The organism is Isoalcanivorax indicus (assembly GCF_003259185.1).
GTDB classification, from domain to species: Bacteria; Pseudomonadota; Gammaproteobacteria; order Pseudomonadales; family Alcanivoracaceae; genus Isoalcanivorax; species Isoalcanivorax indicus.
The window spans coordinates 714,763-735,123 of record NZ_QGMP01000001.1 but is presented as its reverse complement, the minus strand read 5'-3'; the positions used below and the strand labels follow the sequence as shown (position 1 = coordinate 735,123).

The following is a 20,361-nucleotide window of genomic DNA, read 5'->3' as shown; positions in this document are numbered from 1 at the left end:
GACGTAACAGGAGGGCAACATGGCCGAAGACAGACTGAGCAAAGTGAACCGTCGCTCCATCACCAAACTGATGATAGCCGTGGTGTGCATGTTCGGTTTCGCCTACGCACTGGCGCCCCTCTATTACGCCGTTTGCGAGGCTCTGGGGATCGGTGGGCGCACCAACAGTGTGCCCATCGTCGAAGTCCCTGAGGGCATGCAGAAGGATGAGGACAGAAGCGTGCTGGTACAGTTCGTCACCCGCTCTGCCCAGGGCATGCCCTGGGATTTCGAACCGATGGAACGCTCCGTGCGCGTCCATCCGGGCGAAATCAAGGCAGTCAATTTCCGGGTACGCAACCGCACCGGTGAGGACATGGTGGGCCAGGCGATTCCCTCGCTGGTACCGGGCCAGGCTGCGACTCATTTCAAGAAGACCCAGTGCTTCTGCTTTGATCAGCAGCCTCTGCAGGCCAACGCCGAAGAAGTGATGCCGATGATCTTCTATCTGGATCCGGCTATCCCGCGCAGCGTCAATACCATTACCCTGTCCTATACGCTTTACGATATTACCGAAAGGGCAAGTGCAGGCGAGGTTGCCGCTCGCCAGGCGCCTTAAAAACAGGTTTCAGGAGAATCCGGCATGGCAGAGAAAACAACGCAATATTACGTGCCCGAGAGCAGCCCCTGGCCGCTGCTTTCCTCGGTGGGCCTGTTCCTGATCGCTATCGGCGGCGGGAACTTCATCCAGCAGAGCACCGGGGTGGGCGGCAACGAGGGGAGCATGGGCGGCATCGTGCTGACCATCGGCGTGCTGTGGATCATCGCCTGCCTGTTCGGCTGGTGGCGTGACACCATCAAGGAGTCCATCGGTGGCCTGCACAGCGATCAGCTCGATCGCTCGTACCGCCAGGGCATGCTGTGGTTCATCTTTTCGGAAGTCATGTTCTTCGGCGCGTTCTTCGGTGCCATGTTCTACGCTCGCTGGCTGATCGTGCCGTGGCTCGGTGGCGAAGGCATCGGAGCAATGACGCATGAGCTGCTGTGGCCGGACTTCCAGGCCATGTGGCCGGTGACGACCACGCCGGACGGTCGTACCACTCAGGCCATGGGCGCCTGGGGTCTGCCGATGATCAATACCGCTATCCTGATCACCAGCTCCATTACGCTGAGCATTGCGCACCATGCGCTGCTGGCGGGCGATCGCAGCAAGACGCTGATCTTCCAGGGTGCCACCATCATTCTGGCGCTGATCTTTACCGGTGTGCAGGGTTACGAGTACGTTCACGCGTATCGCGACCTGGGCCTGACGCTGGACGCTGGCATCTACGGTTCGCTGTTCTTCCTGATGACGGGCTTCCACGGTATCCACGTGATCATCGGCAGTATCTTCCTGATCGTCACCTTCTTCCGTGTGGTGAAGCGTCACCATCTGGACGGCAACAACTTTGCCTGGGAAGCGGCGGCCTGGTACTGGCACTTCGTTGACGTGGTGTGGTTGTTCCTCTTCATCACGGTGTACTGGCTGTAAGGCCTCTGCACCGATCTGAAAAAGGCGCCTTCGAGGCGCCTTTTTTGTTTCTGCCATTCTTCGGATTCTGGTGGTTATGGCCCTCGGGGGGCGGGTAAGGGTTTTCTGGACACGCTGCAAGTACGTCCCTGTAAGCTCTCGTTCGGCATCCATGCCTCTCGAAGGTCCAGAAAACCCTTACCCGCCCCCCGAGGGCCGTCACGCGCAGCCCGGTTAAACAGTTCCAGCCAACCGAAAGTCTGGTTCGTGCGTCGAGCTACGAAGCGCTGAGCTTGCAGTGGCTACTGAACTGAGGCCTTGGTGCGGGGTAAGCCCTTCCAGAAGTGTGTGAGGCAGGATGCCGAACGCAAGCCCCCAGGGATGGGTTCACGGCGGCTTCTGGAAGGGCTTACCCCGCACCGAGGCCGCGCTACGAAGCGCCCCGTCCAGCCACCTACTCCCCACCTCCGGCCGGCTGCTCGATAGGAACGCCATCGCGCAGGGTAGGATTCACGTCATGGGGCGCGATCCAGCCCATCCAGGTCGAGACCACCAGCAGCAGGAACACCGCCGCAGAGAACACCACTCGCCAGGTGAGCGCCCGTGCTGTGCCCTTGTCACGGCCATCACTGCGCATCAGCGCCGCCAGCCCCCGGAACAGCGACACCACCGCCGCAGCGACCAGAAGCAGGATCAGGACCTTTAACCACCACATAACGCCTACCTTGTGTACAATGAGCGCCCTATTTTAAGGGCCAGGGATCATGACTGCACGCAGGTTTCGTCCAAGCTGGATCGGCTTGCTTGCCACGCTTGTGGTCGCTGCCGTATGCCTGCAAGCCGCCTTCTGGCAGCTTTCCCGTGCAGAAGAAAAACGCACGCTGGCGAGCGACCTGGCCACACGTATACAGCAAGGGTATCAGTCGATGGCCTCCCTGGCCGTGAAAGCCGATCCCCATAACTACCCGCTCGAAGTCCGGGGTCGCTTTGATAACCGGCACAACATCCTGCTGGATAATCGCATGCTCGACGGCATCGCGGGCTACCACCTGCTGACACCATTACACACCGATGAAGGCGACTGGCTGCTGGTGAATCGCGGCTGGTTGCCCCGCGGCCGGGATCGCGCATTGCTGCCCGAGATACCTGCCATCGACGGCCACGTCACGGTGCAGGGGCAAAGCTATGTCTATAGTCCGCGCACCTTCGTGCTGGCCGAAGACGACCTGACCGACCCGTCATGGCCGCTTCGGCTGCAGAAAGTGGAAATGGACGTGCTTTCCCCGCTGCTTGGGGTAGAATTGGCGCCGTTCGAGCTCAGGGTGGCCCCCGGCGCCACGCTTGAGCAGGGTGAACAGCTGCCCCGGGTCTGGCATGACCCGGTAATGGGGCCAGAGCGTCACCACGCTTATGCCGTGCAATGGTTTGCCATGGCCGCCGCCGTGGTGATCTTTTTCGTCGCCATCAGTTTCCGCCGTCGCGAAACTGACAACCCGCACATCGATGCCTGAGTCAATCATGCAGGAACGGACCAAGAACTTCATAATACTGGGGCTGATCTTCGGCGTTTTCATCGCCTTTTTCGTGACAGGGCGCTTCCTGATCAATGTCGATGAGCTGCCCAAACTGAACCAGGGCACCCTGATCGTGCCCCACGTCGACATCGATGATCTGGGGCTGACCCGTGACGGCGCGCCGTACACGAACAAGGACACCCGTGGTCAGTGGTGGCTGGGTTACATCGCGGATGGCACCTGCGATACCGCCTGCAAGAACGGTCTTTTCTACCTGATGCGTCAGTTGGAGCGATCGCTGGATCGCGACGCCTCACGCGTCAGCCGCCTCATCATTCATACCGCCCCCCCGAACGCCGAGTTGCGCGCATTCCTGGACGAGAATGTCGCCGGCATGGTGGAGATCGACGGCCCCGCCGACAAGATCGACACCCTGCTGCCCCCCGCGATGGAAAGCAGTTCCGACAGCGCCAGTCATCATATCTTCCTGATCAGCCCGGACGGCATGATCTTCATGTGGTACCCCACCCATGAAGACATGGATGCCGTGCTGCTGGAGGCGGACAAGATCCGTGATGATCTCAAGCGCACCCTGAAAGGCTCACTGGTAGGGTAACCCTGTATGTCGACTGTGAATCGTTCGTTGATCTGGCAACGCCGTCTCGCCGTGGCTTCCGTACTGATGGTCGCCACCGTCATTATCCTGGGCGCATGGACTCGCCTGACCGATGCCGGTCTGGGCTGTCCGGACTGGCCAGGCTGCTACGGCCATATGGATGTGCGCAAGGCGCACGCTTACGTGGCGGGCACCAATGAGGTGGAACCCGGCACCTATCGCGACGCGTTCAAGACCATTCCTGAAATGGTGCATCGCTACTTTGCCAGCGCGCTGGGGTTGCTGATCCTGATCATGACGGTGCTGGCCTGGCGCAATCGTGCTCACCCGCAGCAGCGTACCGGCCTGCCCACTGTGCTGCTGGTGCTGGTCATCGCCCAGGGGATCCTGGGCAAATGGACGGTCACCATGGGCTTGCAACCCACCATCGTGATGCTGCATCTGATGGGCGGTTTCACCACGGCCATCCTGTTGTGCTGGCACACGGCTCGCCTGTATGACTGGCCCCAGTTCCGCAATGACTGCGATGTGCGCGTGCTGAAACCGCTGGGCATCGCCGCTCTGGCCGTCGTCATGCTGCAGAGTGCGCTCGGCGGCTGGACCACCGCCAACTACGCCGCTGTGGTCTGCACCGAGCTGCCGATTTGTGAGCAGGGGTGGCGCGACCATCTCAACTTCAGTGATGCCTTTACCTTCTTTGGCCATGACCATGACGGTGAGGATTACGAGTTCGGCGTGCTGGAGAACGATGCCCGCACCACCATTCATGTCATGCACCGCTTCGGCGCCATCGTCACCCTGCTGGTGGTGGGACTGCTGGCGCTGCTGGTACTACGACGGGCTCGCAGCACCCTGTTCCGCAATTTCGGCCTCGTGATAGGGGGGCTGCTACTGGTACAGTTCGCGCTGGGCGTCAGCAATATCGTGTTCATGGTGCCGCTCAAGGTCGCTGTGGCGCATAACTTCGGCGCCATTGCGCTGTTGGTGGCCGTGGTGCTGTTCCTCAGAGCCGTGAACGTCAAACCGGAACGGAGACAGACAGATGCCTGAATCGGCAGGTTGGCGCGATTATCTGGCCCTGACCAAGCCCGGCGTGGTGGTGCTGCTGATGGTCACGGCCGTCGCGGGCATGTTCCTGGCCACGGACCCGCCCGGCATGGTGCCGGTGTCGATACTCGTGCCGGCCACCCTCGGGCTGGCCCTGGCGATGATGGCGTCAGCCGCCATCAACCAGATCATGGACCAGAAGATCGACGCCATGATGGCGCGCACCGAGAAGCGCCCCATCGTCACCGGCCGCATCAATACCCGTTCTGCCATTGCCTTCGCGATCGTGCTGGCAGCGCTGTCCATGCTGGTGCTGGATCAACTGGTCAATCGCCTGACCGCGCTGCTGACCCTGTTCGGCTTTGTCGGCTATGCCTTCATCTATACGCTGTACCTGAAACGCGCCACGCCGCAGAACATTGTTATCGGCGGTCTGGCTGGCGCCATTCCGCCGCTGTTGGGCTGGACCGCGGTCGCCGGGGAACTGCATCCCTATGCCTGGCTGCTGGTGCTGATCATTTTCGTCTGGACGCCGCCGCATTTCTGGGCACTGGCCATCCATCGCCGCGACGAATATGCCAAGGCCGAAATCCCCATGCTGCCGGTCACCCACGGCATCCCTTTCACCCGCAGCAGCGTGTTGTACTACACCATCCTGCTGGTAATCACGTCACTGCTGCCTTACCTCACCGGCATGAGCGGTCTGATCTATCTGGCGACTGCCGTGGTGCTGGGTGCCATTTTCCTGTTCCACGCCATGCAGTTACGGTTCGGCGATGACCCGCGCACACCGATGAAAACCTTCGGCTACTCGATCACCTATCTGTTCGTGCTGTTCGGCGCGCTGCTGGTGGATCACTACCTGCCCATCGGGGTGATCTCGGGCAGTTGAAACCTGCGCACCGCGCACTGTGCAGCCCGGCCAACTTGCGCTAGTCTTGATCCGATAAAAATATACGGGGAAGGCACACAATGACTGGCACGCTGATCTTTCTGGGGATACTGGCGTTGATCGTGGTGTTCATCATCGCCATCTACAATCGCCTGGTGGCCCTCAAGAACCGCTTCAAGAACGCCTTTGCGCAAATTGATGTGCAGCTGCAACGTCGGCACGATCTGGTGCCCAATCTGGTGGAAACCGCCCGCGCTTACATGAGCCACGAGCGCGAGACGCTGACCCAGGTGACCGAAGCGCGCAACCGCGCTGCGGGTGCCCGCCAGGCAGCCCGTGCCAAACCCGACGATGCGGGCGCCATCAGTGCGCTGGGGCAGGCGGAGACCATGCTGTCCGGCTCGCTGGCCAACTTTTTTGCGGTGTCAGAGAACTACCCCGACCTCAAGGCCAACCAGACCATGAGCCAGTTGATGGAAGAGCTGACCTCGACGGAAAACCGTATCAGCTTCGCCCGCCAGGCGTTCAATGACATGGTCATGGAATACAACACCTATCGCGAGCAATTCCCGAACAATTTCATCGCCGGCCTGTTCGGCAGCTTCACCGCCGCACGCCTGCTGGATATCGAGAACCCTGAGGCGCGACAGGCACCCAAGGTCAGCTTCTGAGCCCGGGCTGAGCCACCATGAACTTCTTTGAACAGCAGGCCCGCGCCAGGCGCCGCACCGGTCTGCTCGTGCTCTATTTCGCCCTCGCGGTGCTCCTCACGGCTGCCGCCGTCAACCTGGTGATCTATGCCGGGCTGATGTGGCTGGGCGCCCCGGTTCCGCTGACAGGCTGGCTGCTGTCCCCGGCCAGCGCCTGGATCACTGCCATCACCCTGCTTGTTGTCGTCGGCGGCAGCCTGGTGCGGCTCTGGCAACTGCGCGGCGGCGGCCCCGCATTGGCCAACCTGCTGGGCGCCCGGCAGATCGACCCGGCCAGCCACGATGCCGACGAGCGCCGCCTGATCAATGTCGTGGAAGAAATGGCGATCGCCTCGGGCATCCCGGTACCGCAGCTGTTCGTGCTCGACAAGGAAGAGGCCATCAACGCCTTTGTCGCCGGTTTTCGGCCCACCGAATCCAGCGTCATGGTCACGCGCGGCACGCTGACACAACTGAACCGGGATGAACTGCAGGGGGTGATTGCCCATGAGTTCAGCCACATCTTCAATGCCGACATGCGCCTGAACCTGCGTCTGATGGCGGTGCTGACCGGCATCCTCGCCATCGGCAAGGTGGGCGAGATACTGCTGCGCAGCAATGCCCGGCGCGGCCTGTATGTGCGCAGCAACAGCCGCAATGGCGGCGGCATAGCGGCCCTCATGGCGTTTGGTCTGGCTCTGACCGCCATTGGCTATATCGGGCTCTTCTTCGGCCGTTTGATCAAGGCCGCCATCTCGCGCCAGCGCGAGTTGCTGGCCGATGCCTCGTCCGTGCAATTCACGCGCAATCCGGCCGGCATCGCCAATGCCCTGATTCGTATCCGCAACAGCGAGGGATCGTTTCTCGACAGCCCGCAGGCAGAAGACATGAGCCACATGTGCTTCGCCCCGACACTGCGTTTCTCGCTACGTCAGTGGCTTGCCACCCACCCGGATATCGACGCCCGTCTGGCGGCCATCGGCCCGGAATGGCCCGCCCGGGCCCGGGTCCGGGCTGCCGACCAGGTGCGTGCGGCCAACGCCACCCCGGCGGGAGACCTGTTCAGCGACGACGCCTTTGGCAGCAAAACCGTGGCCCCTGTCGGGTTTGCCCCCGCACATGCGGGACAGGCCGCAGCCCCGGCGCTGGCGCCCGGCAGCAAACTGTCCAGCCAGGTCGGCACCGTGGCGCCCGCCCACATGGGCTACGCCCGCCGGATTCTGGAGTCGGTACCGGACGCGCTCAAGGACGTTGTCCACGACGGCCAGGGGGCCGAGCGAATCATTTACGCGTTGGCCGCCAGCGTCAGTCACAGCGATCCGGGCAGCCTGATCCCTGCACTCGGGCTGCCGGACAACGAGGCCTCCGCAGTGGCCGCCCTGGTGCCCGCCATCCAGGCCCTGGGGACACGCCTGCGTCTGCCGCTTGTGGATATGGCCATTCCGGTCCTCAAGCGTCGACCCCAGGCGGAGCAGGATGCCTTGTTGCGCCGGCTGGAGGCGCTGATCCGCGCCGATCAGCGCATGACCCTGTTTGAATTCCTGCTCCTGCATCTGCTGCGCGATCATCTGCACCGCAGAGCGGCCCGTAACCAGCCTGTGCGTCACCGCAGCCTGCGTGCGGTGGGTGAGCCGCTGCGCGTGCTGCTCTCGGCGATGGTGCATGCCAGCGGTCAGCGTGATGAGCAGGCCAGCGCCCTGTTTGCGGCGGTGGGCGCCGTGATGCTGCCACCCGGAAGCACCTTGCTGCCGCGGGCGTCGTGCAATCTGGCCCGCCTGGCACCTGCACTGGAGGAACTGGCTGGCTTGATGCCCTTGCTGAAAGCCTCTGTGGTGGACGCCTGCGCCGATATCGTCCTAGCGGACAAGCGGGTGCAGGTCGGCGAGGCAGAACTGCTGCGAGCCGTATGCACGCTGCTGGATTGCCCGATGCCGCCACTGTTTACAGATGTAGACTGACTTGTACGTCATGGCTTACACGAATCATGGCGATTGTCCTAATTCCGGCCACGTCATGATCTGACAAACTACCGCTTATCCGGAAATACCTCCCGGTAGTCGGACAGGCAGGGGCTTGATGTGCACTACCACAAGACAAGCCGGGATGTAGACAGTACACAGGGAAGCGAAACGAGGGGGAACCAGTATGGAGTTCCAGAAAGACAGCGAACGCAACGCCTGGCAGGCCGTCGCCCAGGCCACGGAGTCCGTGCGTCGCAATCACATTGCCCGCAGTGACCTGCTGCAGTGGCTGCAAGAGAAAGGTGTTGATATCGCCCGGGCGGTGTTCCCGTGCATCGGCCTGTTCGACAAGGATGTGTTTTCCGGCACCCTGGTGTCCCAGGATCGCCGCGTATTCGAGTACTTTGTTGACCTGACAGACCCGCAGGACGGTGACTTCGAGGATGTCACGGATGAACTGGGCCCCAAGGACCCCGCGCACCCGGACAGCGATGTACGCGATCTGATCACCATGGCGCTGGTCTATTTCGACCGGCACCGGGAACGCGCGGCCTGACGGCCACACTCGCCACCGTCAGGCACTGCGCAGGGCCAGTGGCGGTGTGTCGCTGTGCAGGAACCAGCGTTCCGTCACGACCCGCCGGGTAAACCAGGGGCTGCGCATCAGCGGTCCTGCCAGCCTGGCCTTCAACCAATCGGCCACAAACCACTCGGACACACTCCCCTGCGCCTCATCGCCACGCCGACCGAAGCGTGCCCGCAAGGCCGCCTCATAACCGGACAGCACCGCGCCGGTGGTCGCCTGCTTCAAGGCTTCCGCCGCCATCAGGGCAGATTCCACCGCTGGCCGGATACCTTCCCCGCTCTGCGTATAGGCCAGCCCCGCCGCATCACCAATCAGACAGACGCCGGGCGCCACCAGCGGACGCTGGGCGTGACCGTAAAGCAGGTAAGCGTGCCCTTTGTAGCGGATGTGCCGGGCGTCCGTCTCCGGCAAACGCCCCTCGGCCTGCATCGCGGTCACGAACGCCTCCAGATGCTCGCCCAGCCGATGATTGTCCTCGCGTCCCAGGCCCACATTCAGGTAATCCCCCTTGCGGAACACCCAGGCATAGCCCTTCAGGTCACGGCAGAACCATAGCTCCGGGCACTCGCCCCGGATCGGGCAGCGCGCCGCCTGTTCCGGCGTCATGCGAAACTCCGCCTCCCGGGCAGCCACCACACATTCGTGGCCGCCAGGCCCGTCACCCAGCCAGCGCGCCACCGGGCAGAAATGCCCGCCCGCCCCCACCAGCCAGCGCGCCCGATGACGACCGTTCACCGACCACAGATCACCCTCCCGGCGGATATCCCGCACCGGCTCACCGAGCACCTTGTCCACCGGCGCCCGGGCGAGCAGGTAATCATCGAATTCAAAGCGGCGGATGCCATAGCTGACCGGCTCTGCGCCATGGTCATTGGTGCAGGCCGACTGCCCCATGAGGCCAATGCTGAACGCGTGAATGGGTTGCAGCACCCTGCCCTCGCGGGCGTACTCCGCCGGGGTGATACCCAGCACCTCCAGCACCGCCGGGGTCACCCAGCCAGCACAGGTCTTGTCGCGCGGGAACGACGCCTTGTCCAGCACGCGCACCTGCCAGCCGTGCGATGCCATCTCGCGGGCCAGGGTACTGCCAGCCGGCCCGCCACCGATAATCAGCAGATCCTGCACAGACTCAGTCATGAGGCGCCCCTCCTGAATCCAGTGCCGAACCGGCATACAGGTCCCGACGGTGCCGGGGTACCGCATTCGATTCAGCGGGCGAGAACACCACCTGGAACAACTGCAGCGTGCCGGTCTGGAAGGCCGCCGTGGAACCGGCGAGGTACAGTTCCCAGGCGCGCACAAAGGTGTCGTCATACTCCGCCCGTATCTGCTCGCGATGGGCCTGGAAGCGGTCATGCCAGTGACGCAGGGTCGTGGCGTAATGCAGACGCAGGTTCTCCATATCCAGCACCGAAAAGTGACCGTCCTCGAACAGGCGCATCAGTTCCACCGGACTGGGCACATAGCTGCCGGGGAAGATACGGCGCTCGATCCAGCCATTGATCGGTGCCGGCCGGTTGCGGCCGATGGTATGAATCAGCCCGATGCCCGTCGGCGCGAGCACGCGACGAATCGCGGTCGCCAGCGCCGCATAGTTTTCCGGCCCCACATGCTCGAGCATGCCCACCGAAACGAAGGCATCACAAGGCGGCGACACGGTCCCGCCCGCGCCGATATTGCGGTAGTCGTCCTCGATATAGGTCACGCGGTCGTCCAGGCCTTCCCGCCTGGCCTGTTCGCGCGCCCAGGCGATCTGCTCACTGGAAATATTGAAGGCCTGCACCCGCACACCGTAATGGCGCGCCATGTAGCGGGCCAGACCACCCCAGCCACAGCCGGCCTCGATCACCGTCTGCCCGGGACGCAGGCGCAACTTGCGGCAGACATGCTCCAGCTTGGCCAGCTGGGCCTGCTCCAGCGTGAAGTCCGGCTGCTCGAAGTAGGCGCAGGTATATTGCATCGCGGCGCTGTCCAGCCACAGCCGGTAGAAGGCATTGCCCAGGTCATAATGGTGATGAATGTTGAGGCGGGCATCCTGCTCACTGGCACCGCGCGGCGCCCTGTCGCGCCACAGCGCCGACAGCCAGGCGGGTTGCGCCTGGCGCCCCGCTTCCAGGCAGGGGTAAAGCAGGGTCAGGAAGTCATCCAGGCGACCACTGACCTGAAGGCGGCCGCAGGCGTAGAGATCACCAAAAGCCATATTGGGGTTACGCAGCAAGGCGTAAAAGGCGGCACGATCCCGCAGGGTCAGCGTATGTGCAGCCTGCGCAGGGCCTACGGTGCTGCCATCCCACAGGCAAAGACGAACGGGGGGCGATCCGGCCATACGCAGCAGCCAGACCAGTAATTTTCGTTCCAGCGCCAGGGCAGCACCCTTGCTGCCACCGGACCCGGTGGGCAACGCCAGCGCATTCTGGCGCCGGCGACTGGTGATCGAACTCGCGGTATCACGCGGCATGGTTACCTCCCACATGTCCATGTCGAAAGTGTCACCACGCATCTCGACCGCCAGCAGGCAGCCACTGCCCGGATGCGTACAGCAGCCGCATCAGTATAGCGGGCTTTGCCGGGGGCACGGCAAGCGGCCCGATGCGCCTCAGCCGCGCCGGTATGGCAGGTAGTTGAGCGCTTCGTCGCGGTACGCCATGACCGCCTCGCCCTCGGCGGCACAGAAGCGCTCTATGGCATCGTGGAACCGCGGGTCCGCATGCCAGTGCAACGACCAGGTGATGACCGGCTCGAAACCGCGCAGCAGCTTGTGCTCGCCCTGGACGCCGGGATCGAAGGCCGCCAGCCCACGCTCGATGGCAAACTCGATGCCCTGGTAATAGCACAGCTCGAAATGCAGGCCGTCCAGGTCCTGGCGTGCGCCCCAGTAGCGCCCGTACAGGCAATCGTCATCAAACAGGTACAGGGCCATGGCCAGCGGCGGCGCATCGGACGACGTCCCCGGCAGCGCGGCAGCCAGCATCAACTGATCCCCCAGGCGCAGGGCCAGCGCCCGAAAGAATGCCGGGCTCAGATAGGGCCGCTGCCCGCGCACCAGATAAGTACGGGCATAGCACTCGTAGAACGCCTCCCACCAATGCGCCGGGATGGCCTGCCCCACCGCCCGCTGCACTGTCAGCCCCTGCTCGGCAATCCGTGCCCGCTCCTTGCGCAACGTCTTGCGTTTGCGTGACATCAGCGCCGCCAGAAAGTCATCGAAACTCGAGTAGTCACGATTGAACCAGCGGAAATGGCAGGCCCGGCGCGCCGCCAGAGGCAGGGACGACAGGGCGGCGCGGGTCGCGTCATCGGGAAACAGCAGATGCCAGCTGCTGGCCTGCTGGGCCGCGACCTGCTCCTGCAGACGCGGCCACAGCCAGTCTGCCGCCTCACGCCCCTCGGGCAACCGCCAGCGGGGTCCCGTCACAGGGGTAAAGGGAATGGCCGTCAGCAGGCGCGGGTAGTAGCGCAGGCCATGCTGGCTGTAGGCCATGGCCCAACGTTGATCGAACACGAACTCGCCGCGGGAATCACTGCGCGCGTACAACGGCAAAAACGCGCCGTCCTCGCGCCAGCTCAGATCACGCCAGCCCGTACCAAGGCCAATCGCCCCAGTGTCTGCCAGCGCGCCCAGAAAGGCCTCGGTCAGGAACGGATAGGTCACCATGCAAACCGCTCAGGAGGCCAGCGGCGGTGCCGCCGGGCCACCCGGCCGATACAGCCGCCAGCCCCACCACAACAGGGCGGCCACGCCCAGCCAGGGGTCCAGCAGGTAGTGCCAGAGATTGCCTGACGGCAACAGCCCCACTGCAAAACCGCACTGCGCCGCCACCAGCAACAGGCACAGCGCATAGGCACGCAGCACCCACAGCCCCAGGCCCACGCACAGCAGCACGGTGGATACCCGGAAGTCACCGAAGCCCAACGCCCAGAGGTCCCCGCTGATGCCCGCCAACGGCGGCCACCAGAGCAAGGCCGCCAGCGGCGGCAGGGCCAGAATCAGCATACGCCGATCCTGCATCGGCAACAGGGGCACCGACACGGGCCACCAGGGCATGAGCAGGAAACCCAGCGCCAGCAGCCCGCTGGTCAGGCTGAGCCCCCCCAGTCCGAGCCAGACACTCCCGGACCAGCCCTGCAGCAGGGCTGCCAGCGACAGCCCGACCGCCACCAGCAGCAGGTGCGCCAGCGCGCGGCGTTGCTGCCCAAGCGCTGTGCGCTGGCGCAGCAGCGCAGCCGCCAGAGCGGCCCAGACCAGGCCAGCGATGACAACAGGCGCCAGTTCATTCATGGTTCGACTCCCGGTTGAGCACGCGGCCATCCACGCGGAATGGCAGATAATGCAGTCGGCAATCTCCCTCCCGGGTCCCGTCGTGCTGCGGATAGACCAGATGCAGCAAGCCATCCCGCCCACCGTGCAAGGCTGGCGGTTGCTGTTGCAGGCAGGCGACGCTACTGCGCACCAGCGCCTGCGGTGCCAGCCACTGCTGCCCGCCGTCACGGCTGCGATGCCAGAACAATTGCCCTGAAGGATCACTGCGCACCAGCCCCCAATCACGTGCGTCCAGACGCACTGCGGCCAACGGCACCGGTGCGACCTCGGCCAAGGCCTGCAGCGGCGCAGCCAGGGTCCAGCGGTGGCCCAGATCAGCACTGGCACGCCAGCGCGCCAGGCCCGGCTGCGCAGGCGCCAGCAGCGCCAGGAGCTCTGCTTCGCTCTCCGCCAGCAGGCTGATCTGCTCGCCAGGTGCCGACAGGAACTGCCGCCCTTGCAGGCGCCCGTCTGCCGACACGGCGTACAGGCTTTCGCGATCCCCCACCTGCACCGTCATCCAGAGACCGCCGTCACGCAGCGGCAATCCGGGCGCGCGCAGGGTCGGCTCGCCCCCGGGCAACGGCAGGACCTGCCCGGCCCGGTGGCGCCGCCAGTGACCGTCGCCCCCCCGCTCAAGCCGGGCAAGTGCGGGGAAGGGCCCCGGCTGAATGAAGTGAATCGCCAGGCTGTCGTCCGCCAGACGCTGGGGCACAAAGCCCCCGTCAAGCCAGCCCTCCCCGGCCAGCCCGGCATCCAGCCATGGCTCGGGCGGCGACCAGGCCGCCTCACCCGGCGCCCAGCGGGCGGCGTACAACCCGTCACCCCGCGCCCACAGCAGCGTGATGCCGTCGTCAGCGGTGACCCAGGCAGCATGCTGCCCTGTTTGCGGCGGCAAGGCGGGCGGCGTCTCGGCATCGCCCGTGACCATGACTGGCGCGATCGCCAGGCCGCTTCCCGGGGTCCACAGGAACCCCGGCAAACCGGCAAAATAGCCCAATACCAGCAAGGCGCCGATACCGAGATGGACGATCCTGTTACGCATACTCCCTCTCATCACCCCTCTCATCCCGTTGCAATGCGGCGCTGAGTGTTCCAAGCCGACCGCGCCGACGCAAGGACTTGTGCTGGCACCGGCCCGCTGATAATTTGAACCAGTTCAAAAAAAGCCCGCCCTGACCCATAACAAAAACAGCAACAACAACAATAGCGGGGTACTCCGTGCCTTTCTCTCTGAAACTGGCCGCGCTTGCAGCTGCGGGCTCCGATCCTGATGTCCTTCAGGACCCGATGCGCATGGCGCGCCGCCTTGCCGATCAGGAGGATTTCAGCCGCCTGCTGCAGGACACGGCAGACATCGTGGTGCTGATCCAGGATGCCCAGGGTCGCTTGCTGTCGGTGAACCGCTACGGCCGCTGGCTGTGCGGCCTGCCGGCCACGCGTCTGCGGCGGCGCGCCTTTGCCAGCCTGCTGGAAGATCCGCCCGCCACCCTCGTCACCGAACTCGCGCGTGTCGCCGCGGGCACGCAGCATGCGTGTCGCCATGAGAGTGCACTGCGCCGCCCAGGCGGAGACACCTTGCTGCTGTCCTGGTGGCACACCCTGTGGCGTTCCGGCGCGGGCGGCAAGTCCCGTGTCGTCTCCATCGGCCTCGATATCTCCGATCAGCGCATCGCCGAGGCGCATATCGGCTGGCTTGCCAGCCACGACCCGCTCACCGGCCTGTTCAACCGGCGCCGCTTCCTGGAAGAAGGCCGCCGCTGGCAACAGGCCGTACTCGCTGGGGAACGCACCGGCTTCGCACTGATGTTGCTGGATCTGGACCAGTTCCGGGACATCAACGACCTGGGCGGCCACCACCACGGCGACCGCCTGCTGCAGCAGGTCGCTCAGGCATTAAGGGCTGATCTGCGTCAGTCAGACGTGATCGCCCGGCTCGGCGGCGACGAATTCGGCATTCTGCTCGACACCACCCGCATGTCGCGCATCCGCGACACCGCCGAACGGTGCTGCAATGCCCTCGCCAGTCTCACCGTGACACACTCGATCGGCCGGGGGCTGACACGCCTGCCGGTCACCACCAGTATCGGCATCAGCCGCTTTCCCCAACACGGCGATACGATCGAAGCCCTGCTGGCCAATGCCGATATCGCCATGTACCAGGCCAAGAGCATCGGCCGCAATGCCTGGTGCCTGTTCGACGGTGACGATCTGCACCGCGCCCGGATTCATGAGCGGGTCTTCTGGGAACAGCATGTCCGCGATCTGATTGCTGGCGAGCCGCTGACCCTGCACGGCCAACCTATCGTCAACGTCACCACGGGAAAAACCAGCCACCACGAAGCCCTGCTGCGGGTCAGCGACGGGCATGGCGGCTGGTTACCGACGCAGAACCTGATCAACGCCGCCGAACAGGGCGGCATGATCCAGCAGCTCGACGAGCGCGTCATCGACCAGGCCTGCCGGTTGATTGGCAGCAGCGCCACGCCCGCGTCGACACTGGCCGTCAACCTTTCCGGGCTGTCTTTCCATAATCCGGACCTGGTCGAGCATGTGCGTCAGGCGATGCTGCGGCACGGCGTCGCCCCGGGCGCCCTGATTTTCGAGATTACCGAGACCGCAGCGCTGACGGATATCGATAACACGGTCAAGGTCATGGAGGCCCTGCGTGCGCAGGGCTGCCGGTTTGCTCTGGACGACTTCGGCGTCGGCTTCTCGTCCCTGTATTACCTGAAAAAACTGCCGGTGGATTTCGTCAAGATCGATGGCTCCTTCATTCGCCATCTGGAAGACAACGCCGAACACCGGGTGCTGATCCGGGCGCTGGTGGATGTGGCTCGCGCCTTCCGCCTGCTGACCGTGGCCGAGTGCGTGGAGGATGCCGCCGTACTCGCCATGCTGGCCGAACTGGGCGTGGATTACGCCCAGGGCTACCACCTGGGCAGACCCGCACCGCTGCGCCGGGGCCCGGCACCGACCCCGCCACCCACCGGCTGACCAACGGTCTGCGCCGTCTGCACTCCAGCGCGTATAATCGGCGCCGGTCCGGGGCCGGGAATCATTTCCCGACCGCAGACTCAAACGGAATTGACGGCGCGGCAAGCAAACCGTGCCGGGGCAATCAGGAGCCTCTTGCATGAAACCGCCACACCTTGGGCCATCGATCGCGCCGCGCCGACCGCTGAATGCGGTGCTGTGCGCGCTGCTCTGTCTGGTCTGCGGCCTTGGCCTTGCCCACGCAGGCGATCCGCCTGCGGCCATGGGTGATCTGGATGACAGCTGGCGTCTGGTCAGTGACCGCAACGATATCCAGGTCTATATGCGTCATCGCGACGATTCGCGGCTGAAGACCTTTCGCGGCGTCACGCGCATGACGTTGCGCGATCAGTACGCCATGGTGGCTGTGCTGGAAGATTACGCCAGCTACCCGCGCTGGTTGCACTTTGTCGACGGCGCCGAGGAATTCGACCGGCAGTCCCCCCTGTTGCGTTATCTGCGCTTCACCACCCATCTGCCGTGGCCCCTGGCCAACCGCGAAGCGGTCTTGCAAGCCGATGTGGTTCAGGCGCCCGGCGGCCCTGAAGGTGGCGTGGCCATTCACCTGCGCAACCGCCCGGAACTGCTGCCGCCCACGGATCGCTATGTGCGCTTCCCTGAAATGGACGGTTTGCTGGCAGTGGAATTCCTCGGCGGCGACGAGATCGAACTGACCTATCAGCTGATCATGGATGCCGGTGGTTATATCCCGGCCTGGCTGTCCAACATCCTGCTGCGCGACGCCCCCTACTTCACTCTGGATCGGCTGCGGCGCATCGTGCTGCGGCCCGAATACCAGGGGCAGTATTACGACTATCTGGACCTGCGCGGCCCCGGCCGACCTGCCGACCCGGTGGAATAATACGTCTGTAACAATTCTGTGCGTCGCGCTGCGTGGCCAGAAGCACTGCGTTATCATGCTCCTCAGGCACGGTGAGAGCAGGACCGGGGAGCTGCGCAATGCCGAGACTTGTCTACACACTGTATATCTGGCTGGCCTTCATGCCGATCATGATGCTGGTGACGCTGATCCTGGGCATCGCCTGCCTGGCCACGGCGCCGCTGATAGGCCCGCGCCGCGCCGGGCGTCTGTATGCCGTGCCCTGGTCACGCATCGGCCTGGCCCTCTGCGGGGTGTCCGTGCGTATCGAGGGCAGCCACCACATCCGCCCCGGGCAAAGCTATGTGGTTGTGGCCAACCACCTGAGCCATATCGATATCTGGGTGCTCTACGGGTACCTCGGCATGGATATCCGCTGGGTAGCCAAGCAGGAAGTACGGCGCATCCCCGTGGTCGGCATTTCCTGCGTGGCGCTGGGCCATATCTTTATCGACCGGTCACACCCTGACCGGGCCATCGCCAGCCTCAATGCCGCCAAGCGGCAGATTGCCGGCGGCACCAGCATCCTCTTCTTCCCCGAAGGCACGCGCAGCCGTGACGGCACCCTGCACCCGTTCAAGAAAGGAGCCTTCCGGATGGCCGCTGATCTGGACCTGCCGGTGTTACCGGTCAGCCTGACCGGCACCCGCGCGGCGCTCCCCCCGGACACCCTGCGTTTCTCCCCCGCACACATCAGCATGAATATCCTGCCCCCGCTGACCGCCCGCGACGCGTCCGACCAGGCCGTGGAGGCCTTGCTGCAGGAGAGCCACGAACGTATTGCGACAGCCACCGGCCAACGCGAACTGACCGCCTGCCCGCACTGACGCGCACCTGAAACGCGACCTTGGCACAAATAACCGGCCTCCGGGGCCGGACGGCCAATTGTGACATCGAATAATGTCACATTTGGCACACTCTGCATCAGACACCCCGCTATACTCAGCAGCTTGTCGCATCATTCAGGAGAAATTCCGCATGAAGGTACTGGATAACCGCGTAGCGGTCATCACCGGCGCGGCGTCCGGCATTGGCCGCGCCCTGGCCCAGCAACTGGCTGCCGCCGGCTGCCGCCTGGCCATTTCCGATGTTAACGAAACCGGCCTCAAGGAGGTCGCTGATGCGCTGCGCGCCCAGGGCGCCGATGTGCATAGCGAGCGTCTGGATGTGGCCGACCGGGCCGCCTTCCATGCCTACGCAGATCGCGTGTACGCCCACTTCGGCGAAGTCCATCTGGTCATCAACAATGCCGGTGTGGCGCTGGGCGCAACGGTCGAGGACATGAGCTACGAGGATTTCGACTGGCTGATGGGCATCAACTTCTGGGGTGTGGTGCATGGCACCAAGGCGTTCCTGCCTTACCTCAAGCAGGCCGATGCCGGTCACATCGTCAACATCTCCAGCGTCTTCGGCCTGATCGGGGTGCCCACCCAGTCGGCCTATAATGCGGCCAAGTTCGCGGTACGGGGCTTTACCGAATCGCTGCGCATGGAGCTGGAAATCGAAGGCGGTCAGGTCTCCTGCACCTCGGTACATCCGGGCGGCATCAAGACCAACATCGCCCGCAATGCGCGCATGAACGACGTCTCGCACATCACCGGCAGCGATTCGGAGAAGGCCATCGCCGACTTCGAGAAGATGTTCCGGACCACCGCTGACGACGCCGCCCGTACCATCATCAACGGCGTTCGCAACAACAAGCGTCGGGTGCTGATCGGCAGTGACGCCTACGCCATCGACACGATGCAGCGCTCCATGCCGACCCTGTACCAGAAGCTGATGATCAGCGGCCAGAAGCTGATGCGCAAGCGCAGCTGAGTCGGCCTCCGCGGCGGATGAGGGCCTGCCCTCACCGCCGTCGGGTACGGATGTCACAATAAAGGTTCCCCTGCACTGCGCATTTTTTCTACAATGGCGCTTCCACGCAATAACAGAAGAGCCTTATGCCTAACAGCGAAACGAGCTGGAGCCTGGAGCAATTCCCGGTAGCACCGAAAGAAGGGGAAACCCGCTTTCATGATTTCGACCTTGCCTTGCCGCTGATGCGCGGCATTGCCGAGCAGGGTTTTCAGTACGCCACGCCGATCCAGGCGCAGGTGCTGACTCACACCCTGGCTGGCGCCGATGCCATCGGCCGTGCCCAGACCGGCACCGGCAAGACCGCCGCCTTCCTGATCACCATCATCAATGACCTGCTCAAGCACCCCATTGAGGTGAAACGCTATGCCGGTGAGCCGCGTGCACTCATTGTCGCCCCCACCCGCGAGCTGGCATTGCAGATCGAGAAAGACGCGCGCGTGCTGTGCAAGTACACCGACCTGCGCGTCATGAGCGTGGTCGGCGGCATGAACTTCAACCGTCAGCAGGAGCGCCTGCAGCGCTCGCTGGTGGATATCCTGGTGGCCACCCCCGGCCGCCTGCTGGATTTCTGCACCCGCCGCGATCTGTGGCTGGACCGCGTGGAAGTGCTGGTGCTGGACGAAGCCGACCGCATGCTGGACATGGGTTTCATCCCCGACGTGAAGCGCATTGTCCGCAATACGCCCACCTCGGAATACCGACAGACGCTGCTGTTCTCCGCCACCTTCAACCAGGACGTCATGAACCTGGCACGACGCTGGACCCAGGACCCTGAAGTGGTCGAGATCGAACCGGCCCAGGTCACCACCGAAACCGTGGACCAGAAAGTCTATATCACCGAGACGTCGCAGAAGTTCGCCTTGCTCTACAACCTGATCAATGAACAGAACCTGGACAAGGTGATGGTGTTCGCCAACCGTCGCGATATCACCCGGCGCGTCTGTGAACGCTTGCAGAAGAAAGGCATGAATGCCGCCATGATCTCGGGCGATGTGCCGCAGAACCAGCGTCTGAAGACACTGGAGCGGTTCCGTAACGGCAAGGTCCGGGTGCTGATTGCCACCGACGTCGCCGGACGCGGCATCCATATCGACGGTATATCCCATGTGGTGAACTACAACCTGCCGGAAGATCCGGAAGATTATGTACACCGCATCGGCCGCACCGGTCGCGCTGGCGCCAGCGGCACCTCGGTCAGCTTCGCCTGCGAAGACGACGCGTTCCTGCTGCCGGAGCTGGAGAAGGCCATCGGCATGAAGCTGGACTGCGAGTACCCGCCCGAGGAACTGCTCACTGAAAAGCCCCCCGGCAACCCGGGACAGGGCAAGCCCGCACGGGAACCCGCACAGGAGAACGCCGAGCAGGGCAAATCTGAGCAAGAAACGCCAGAGCGTAACGCTACGCCGGAAGCCGCCCCGGAACAGGCCGCAGATACGGCAGAACCCGAGACGGCCGAGCAGGACAACAAGACACCGCCCCAGTCCTGAGCAC

20 protein-coding genes are annotated in these 20,361 nt (G+C 63.9%); 14 read left to right on the top strand and 6 right to left on the bottom strand.

Annotated elements, in window-relative coordinates; translation table 11 throughout:
• The first annotated feature begins 19 nt into the window (after positions 1-19).
• Complete coding sequence (locus DKW65_RS03400) at positions 20-598, top strand: cytochrome c oxidase assembly protein (protein WP_111655940.1); 579 nt, start codon at positions 20-22, stop codon at positions 596-598.
• Positions 599-622: 24 nt separating this feature from the next.
• Positions 623-1,510: a cytochrome c oxidase subunit 3 gene (locus DKW65_RS03395; RefSeq protein WP_111655939.1), complete on the top strand. Its 888-nt coding sequence runs from the start codon at positions 623-625 to the stop codon at positions 1,508-1,510.
• Between the two features lie 433 nt (positions 1,511-1,943).
• On the opposite strand, the gene DKW65_RS03390 is transcribed toward DKW65_RS03395, so the two are convergent.
• Positions 1,944-2,204, bottom strand: coding sequence for a twin transmembrane helix small protein (locus tag DKW65_RS03390; RefSeq protein ID WP_111655938.1), 261 nt, complete (start codon positions 2,202-2,204; stop codon positions 1,944-1,946).
• Between the two features lie 49 nt (positions 2,205-2,253).
• Between DKW65_RS03390 and DKW65_RS03385 the strand changes: the two genes are divergently transcribed.
• The 7 genes from DKW65_RS03385 (at position 2,254) to DKW65_RS03355 (ending at position 8,764) form a co-directional block, all read left to right on the top strand.
• Complete coding sequence (locus DKW65_RS03385) at positions 2,254-3,000, top strand: SURF1 family protein (RefSeq protein WP_111655937.1); 747 nt, start codon at positions 2,254-2,256, stop codon at positions 2,998-3,000.
• Positions 3,001-3,007: 7 nt separating this feature from the next.
• The gene (locus DKW65_RS03380; RefSeq protein WP_111655936.1) at positions 3,008-3,619 is read left to right on the top strand and encodes a thioredoxin domain-containing protein; all 612 of its coding nucleotides are present in this window, start codon (positions 3,008-3,010) and stop codon (positions 3,617-3,619) included.
• A 6-nt stretch (positions 3,620-3,625) separates the two neighbouring features.
• Positions 3,626-4,669 carry a COX15/CtaA family protein gene (locus DKW65_RS03375; RefSeq protein ID WP_111655935.1) on the top strand — a complete coding sequence of 348 codons (1,044 nt, stop codon included), beginning with the start codon at positions 3,626-3,628 and terminating at the stop codon, positions 4,667-4,669.
• Positions 4,662-5,558: a heme o synthase gene (gene cyoE, locus DKW65_RS03370; RefSeq protein ID WP_111655934.1), complete on the top strand. Its 897-nt coding sequence runs from the start codon at positions 4,662-4,664 to the stop codon at positions 5,556-5,558. The genes DKW65_RS03375 and cyoE overlap by 8 nt, the downstream gene beginning before the upstream one ends.
• 80 nt (positions 5,559-5,638) lie before the next feature.
• The gene (locus DKW65_RS03365) at positions 5,639-6,229 is read left to right on the top strand and encodes a LemA family protein (RefSeq protein ID WP_111655933.1); all 591 of its coding nucleotides are present in this window, start codon (positions 5,639-5,641) and stop codon (positions 6,227-6,229) included.
• A 17-nt stretch (positions 6,230-6,246) separates the two neighbouring features.
• On the top strand, positions 6,247-8,205 hold the full coding sequence (locus DKW65_RS03360; RefSeq protein ID WP_111655932.1) for a M48 family metallopeptidase: 1,959 nt from the start codon (positions 6,247-6,249) through the stop codon (positions 8,203-8,205).
• Between the two features lie 187 nt (positions 8,206-8,392).
• Positions 8,393-8,764 (top strand): hypothetical protein, encoded by a 372-nt coding sequence (locus DKW65_RS03355; RefSeq protein ID WP_111655931.1) that lies wholly within the window; start codon positions 8,393-8,395, stop codon positions 8,762-8,764.
• Positions 8,765-8,782: 18 nt separating this feature from the next.
• Here the strand turns inward: DKW65_RS03355 and DKW65_RS03350 are convergent, their stop codons facing one another.
• From DKW65_RS03350 to DKW65_RS03330, 5 genes are all read right to left on the bottom strand, one after another.
• Entirely contained in the window at positions 8,783-9,931 is a 1,149-nt protein-coding gene (locus tag DKW65_RS03350) for an NAD(P)/FAD-dependent oxidoreductase (RefSeq protein WP_111655930.1), read from the bottom strand.
• Positions 9,924-11,252 carry an SAM-dependent methyltransferase gene (locus DKW65_RS03345; protein ID WP_245932387.1) on the bottom strand — a complete coding sequence of 443 codons (1,329 nt, stop codon included), beginning with the start codon at positions 11,250-11,252 and terminating at the stop codon, positions 9,924-9,926. Before DKW65_RS03345 ends, DKW65_RS03350 begins: the two co-directional genes overlap by 8 nt.
• A gap of 138 nt (positions 11,253-11,390) precedes the next feature.
• Positions 11,391-12,449 carry a GNAT family N-acetyltransferase gene (locus tag DKW65_RS03340; protein WP_111655929.1) on the bottom strand — a complete coding sequence of 353 codons (1,059 nt, stop codon included), beginning with the start codon at positions 12,447-12,449 and terminating at the stop codon, positions 11,391-11,393.
• Positions 12,450-12,458: 9 nt separating this feature from the next.
• The gene (locus DKW65_RS03335; protein ID WP_111655928.1) at positions 12,459-13,073 is read right to left on the bottom strand and encodes a hypothetical protein; all 615 of its coding nucleotides are present in this window, start codon (positions 13,071-13,073) and stop codon (positions 12,459-12,461) included.
• Positions 13,066-14,139, bottom strand: coding sequence for a hypothetical protein (locus DKW65_RS03330; protein WP_111655927.1), 1,074 nt, complete (start codon positions 14,137-14,139; stop codon positions 13,066-13,068). Before DKW65_RS03330 ends, DKW65_RS03335 begins: the two co-directional genes overlap by 8 nt.
• A 251-nt stretch (positions 14,140-14,390) precedes the next feature.
• Between DKW65_RS03330 and DKW65_RS03325 the strand changes: the two genes are divergently transcribed.
• The 5 genes from DKW65_RS03325 (at position 14,391) to rhlB (ending at position 20,357) form a co-directional block, all read left to right on the top strand.
• Positions 14,391-16,091, top strand: coding sequence for a putative bifunctional diguanylate cyclase/phosphodiesterase (locus tag DKW65_RS03325; protein ID WP_162925673.1), 1,701 nt, complete (start codon positions 14,391-14,393; stop codon positions 16,089-16,091).
• 139 nt (positions 16,092-16,230) lie between these two features.
• On the top strand, positions 16,231-16,992 hold the full coding sequence (locus DKW65_RS03320; protein ID WP_211315731.1) for an START domain-containing protein: 762 nt from the start codon (positions 16,231-16,233) through the stop codon (positions 16,990-16,992).
• Between the two features lie 98 nt (positions 16,993-17,090).
• The gene (locus DKW65_RS03315; protein WP_111655925.1) at positions 17,091-17,837 is read left to right on the top strand and encodes a lysophospholipid acyltransferase family protein; all 747 of its coding nucleotides are present in this window, start codon (positions 17,091-17,093) and stop codon (positions 17,835-17,837) included.
• A 151-nt stretch (positions 17,838-17,988) separates the two neighbouring features.
• Positions 17,989-18,828, top strand: coding sequence for an SDR family NAD(P)-dependent oxidoreductase (locus DKW65_RS03310; protein WP_111655924.1), 840 nt, complete (start codon positions 17,989-17,991; stop codon positions 18,826-18,828).
• 125 nt (positions 18,829-18,953) lie between these two features.
• Positions 18,954-20,357 (top strand): ATP-dependent RNA helicase RhlB, encoded by a 1,404-nt coding sequence (gene rhlB, locus DKW65_RS03305; RefSeq protein ID WP_111655923.1) that lies wholly within the window; start codon positions 18,954-18,956, stop codon positions 20,355-20,357.
• The last annotated feature ends 4 nt before the right edge of the window (positions 20,358-20,361 follow it).

What these genes read in the sequence shown, in the direction of transcription:
- DKW65_RS03325 (WP_162925673.1), top strand. Translation starts at nt 14,391, where the DNA reads ATGGCGCGCCGCCTTGCCGATCAGGAGGATTTCAGCCGCCTGCTGCAG.
- DKW65_RS03335 (WP_111655928.1), bottom strand. Translation starts at nt 13,073, where the DNA reads ATGAATGAACTGGCGCCTGTTGTCATCGCTGGCCTGGTCTGGGCCGCT.
- DKW65_RS03315 (WP_111655925.1), top strand. Translation starts at nt 17,091, where the DNA reads ATGCCGAGACTTGTCTACACACTGTATATCTGGCTGGCCTTCATGCCG.
- DKW65_RS03310 (WP_111655924.1), top strand. Translation starts at nt 17,989, where the DNA reads ATGAAGGTACTGGATAACCGCGTAGCGGTCATCACCGGCGCGGCGTCC.
- cyoE (WP_111655934.1), top strand. Translation starts at nt 4,662, where the DNA reads ATGCCTGAATCGGCAGGTTGGCGCGATTATCTGGCCCTGACCAAGCCC.
- DKW65_RS03355 (WP_111655931.1), top strand. Translation starts at nt 8,393, where the DNA reads ATGGAGTTCCAGAAAGACAGCGAACGCAACGCCTGGCAGGCCGTCGCC.
- DKW65_RS03375 (WP_111655935.1), top strand. Translation starts at nt 3,626, where the DNA reads ATGTCGACTGTGAATCGTTCGTTGATCTGGCAACGCCGTCTCGCCGTG.
- rhlB (WP_111655923.1), top strand. Translation starts at nt 18,954, where the DNA reads ATGCCTAACAGCGAAACGAGCTGGAGCCTGGAGCAATTCCCGGTAGCA.
- DKW65_RS03320 (WP_211315731.1), top strand. Translation starts at nt 16,231, where the DNA reads ATGAAACCGCCACACCTTGGGCCATCGATCGCGCCGCGCCGACCGCTG.
- DKW65_RS03345 (WP_245932387.1), bottom strand. Translation starts at nt 11,252, where the DNA reads ATGCCGCGTGATACCGCGAGTTCGATCACCAGTCGCCGGCGCCAGAAT.
- DKW65_RS03385 (WP_111655937.1), top strand. Translation starts at nt 2,254, where the DNA reads ATGACTGCACGCAGGTTTCGTCCAAGCTGGATCGGCTTGCTTGCCACG.
- DKW65_RS03390 (WP_111655938.1), bottom strand. Translation starts at nt 2,204, where the DNA reads ATGTGGTGGTTAAAGGTCCTGATCCTGCTTCTGGTCGCTGCGGCGGTG.
- DKW65_RS03380 (WP_111655936.1), top strand. Translation starts at nt 3,008, where the DNA reads ATGCAGGAACGGACCAAGAACTTCATAATACTGGGGCTGATCTTCGGC.
- DKW65_RS03360 (WP_111655932.1), top strand. Translation starts at nt 6,247, where the DNA reads ATGAACTTCTTTGAACAGCAGGCCCGCGCCAGGCGCCGCACCGGTCTG.
- DKW65_RS03340 (WP_111655929.1), bottom strand. Translation starts at nt 12,449, where the DNA reads ATGGTGACCTATCCGTTCCTGACCGAGGCCTTTCTGGGCGCGCTGGCA.
- DKW65_RS03400 (WP_111655940.1), top strand. Translation starts at nt 20, where the DNA reads ATGGCCGAAGACAGACTGAGCAAAGTGAACCGTCGCTCCATCACCAAA.
- DKW65_RS03350 (WP_111655930.1), bottom strand. Translation starts at nt 9,931, where the DNA reads ATGACTGAGTCTGTGCAGGATCTGCTGATTATCGGTGGCGGGCCGGCT.
- DKW65_RS03330 (WP_111655927.1), bottom strand. Translation starts at nt 14,139, where the DNA reads ATGCGTAACAGGATCGTCCATCTCGGTATCGGCGCCTTGCTGGTATTG.
- DKW65_RS03365 (WP_111655933.1), top strand. Translation starts at nt 5,639, where the DNA reads ATGACTGGCACGCTGATCTTTCTGGGGATACTGGCGTTGATCGTGGTG.
- DKW65_RS03395 (WP_111655939.1), top strand. Translation starts at nt 623, where the DNA reads ATGGCAGAGAAAACAACGCAATATTACGTGCCCGAGAGCAGCCCCTGG.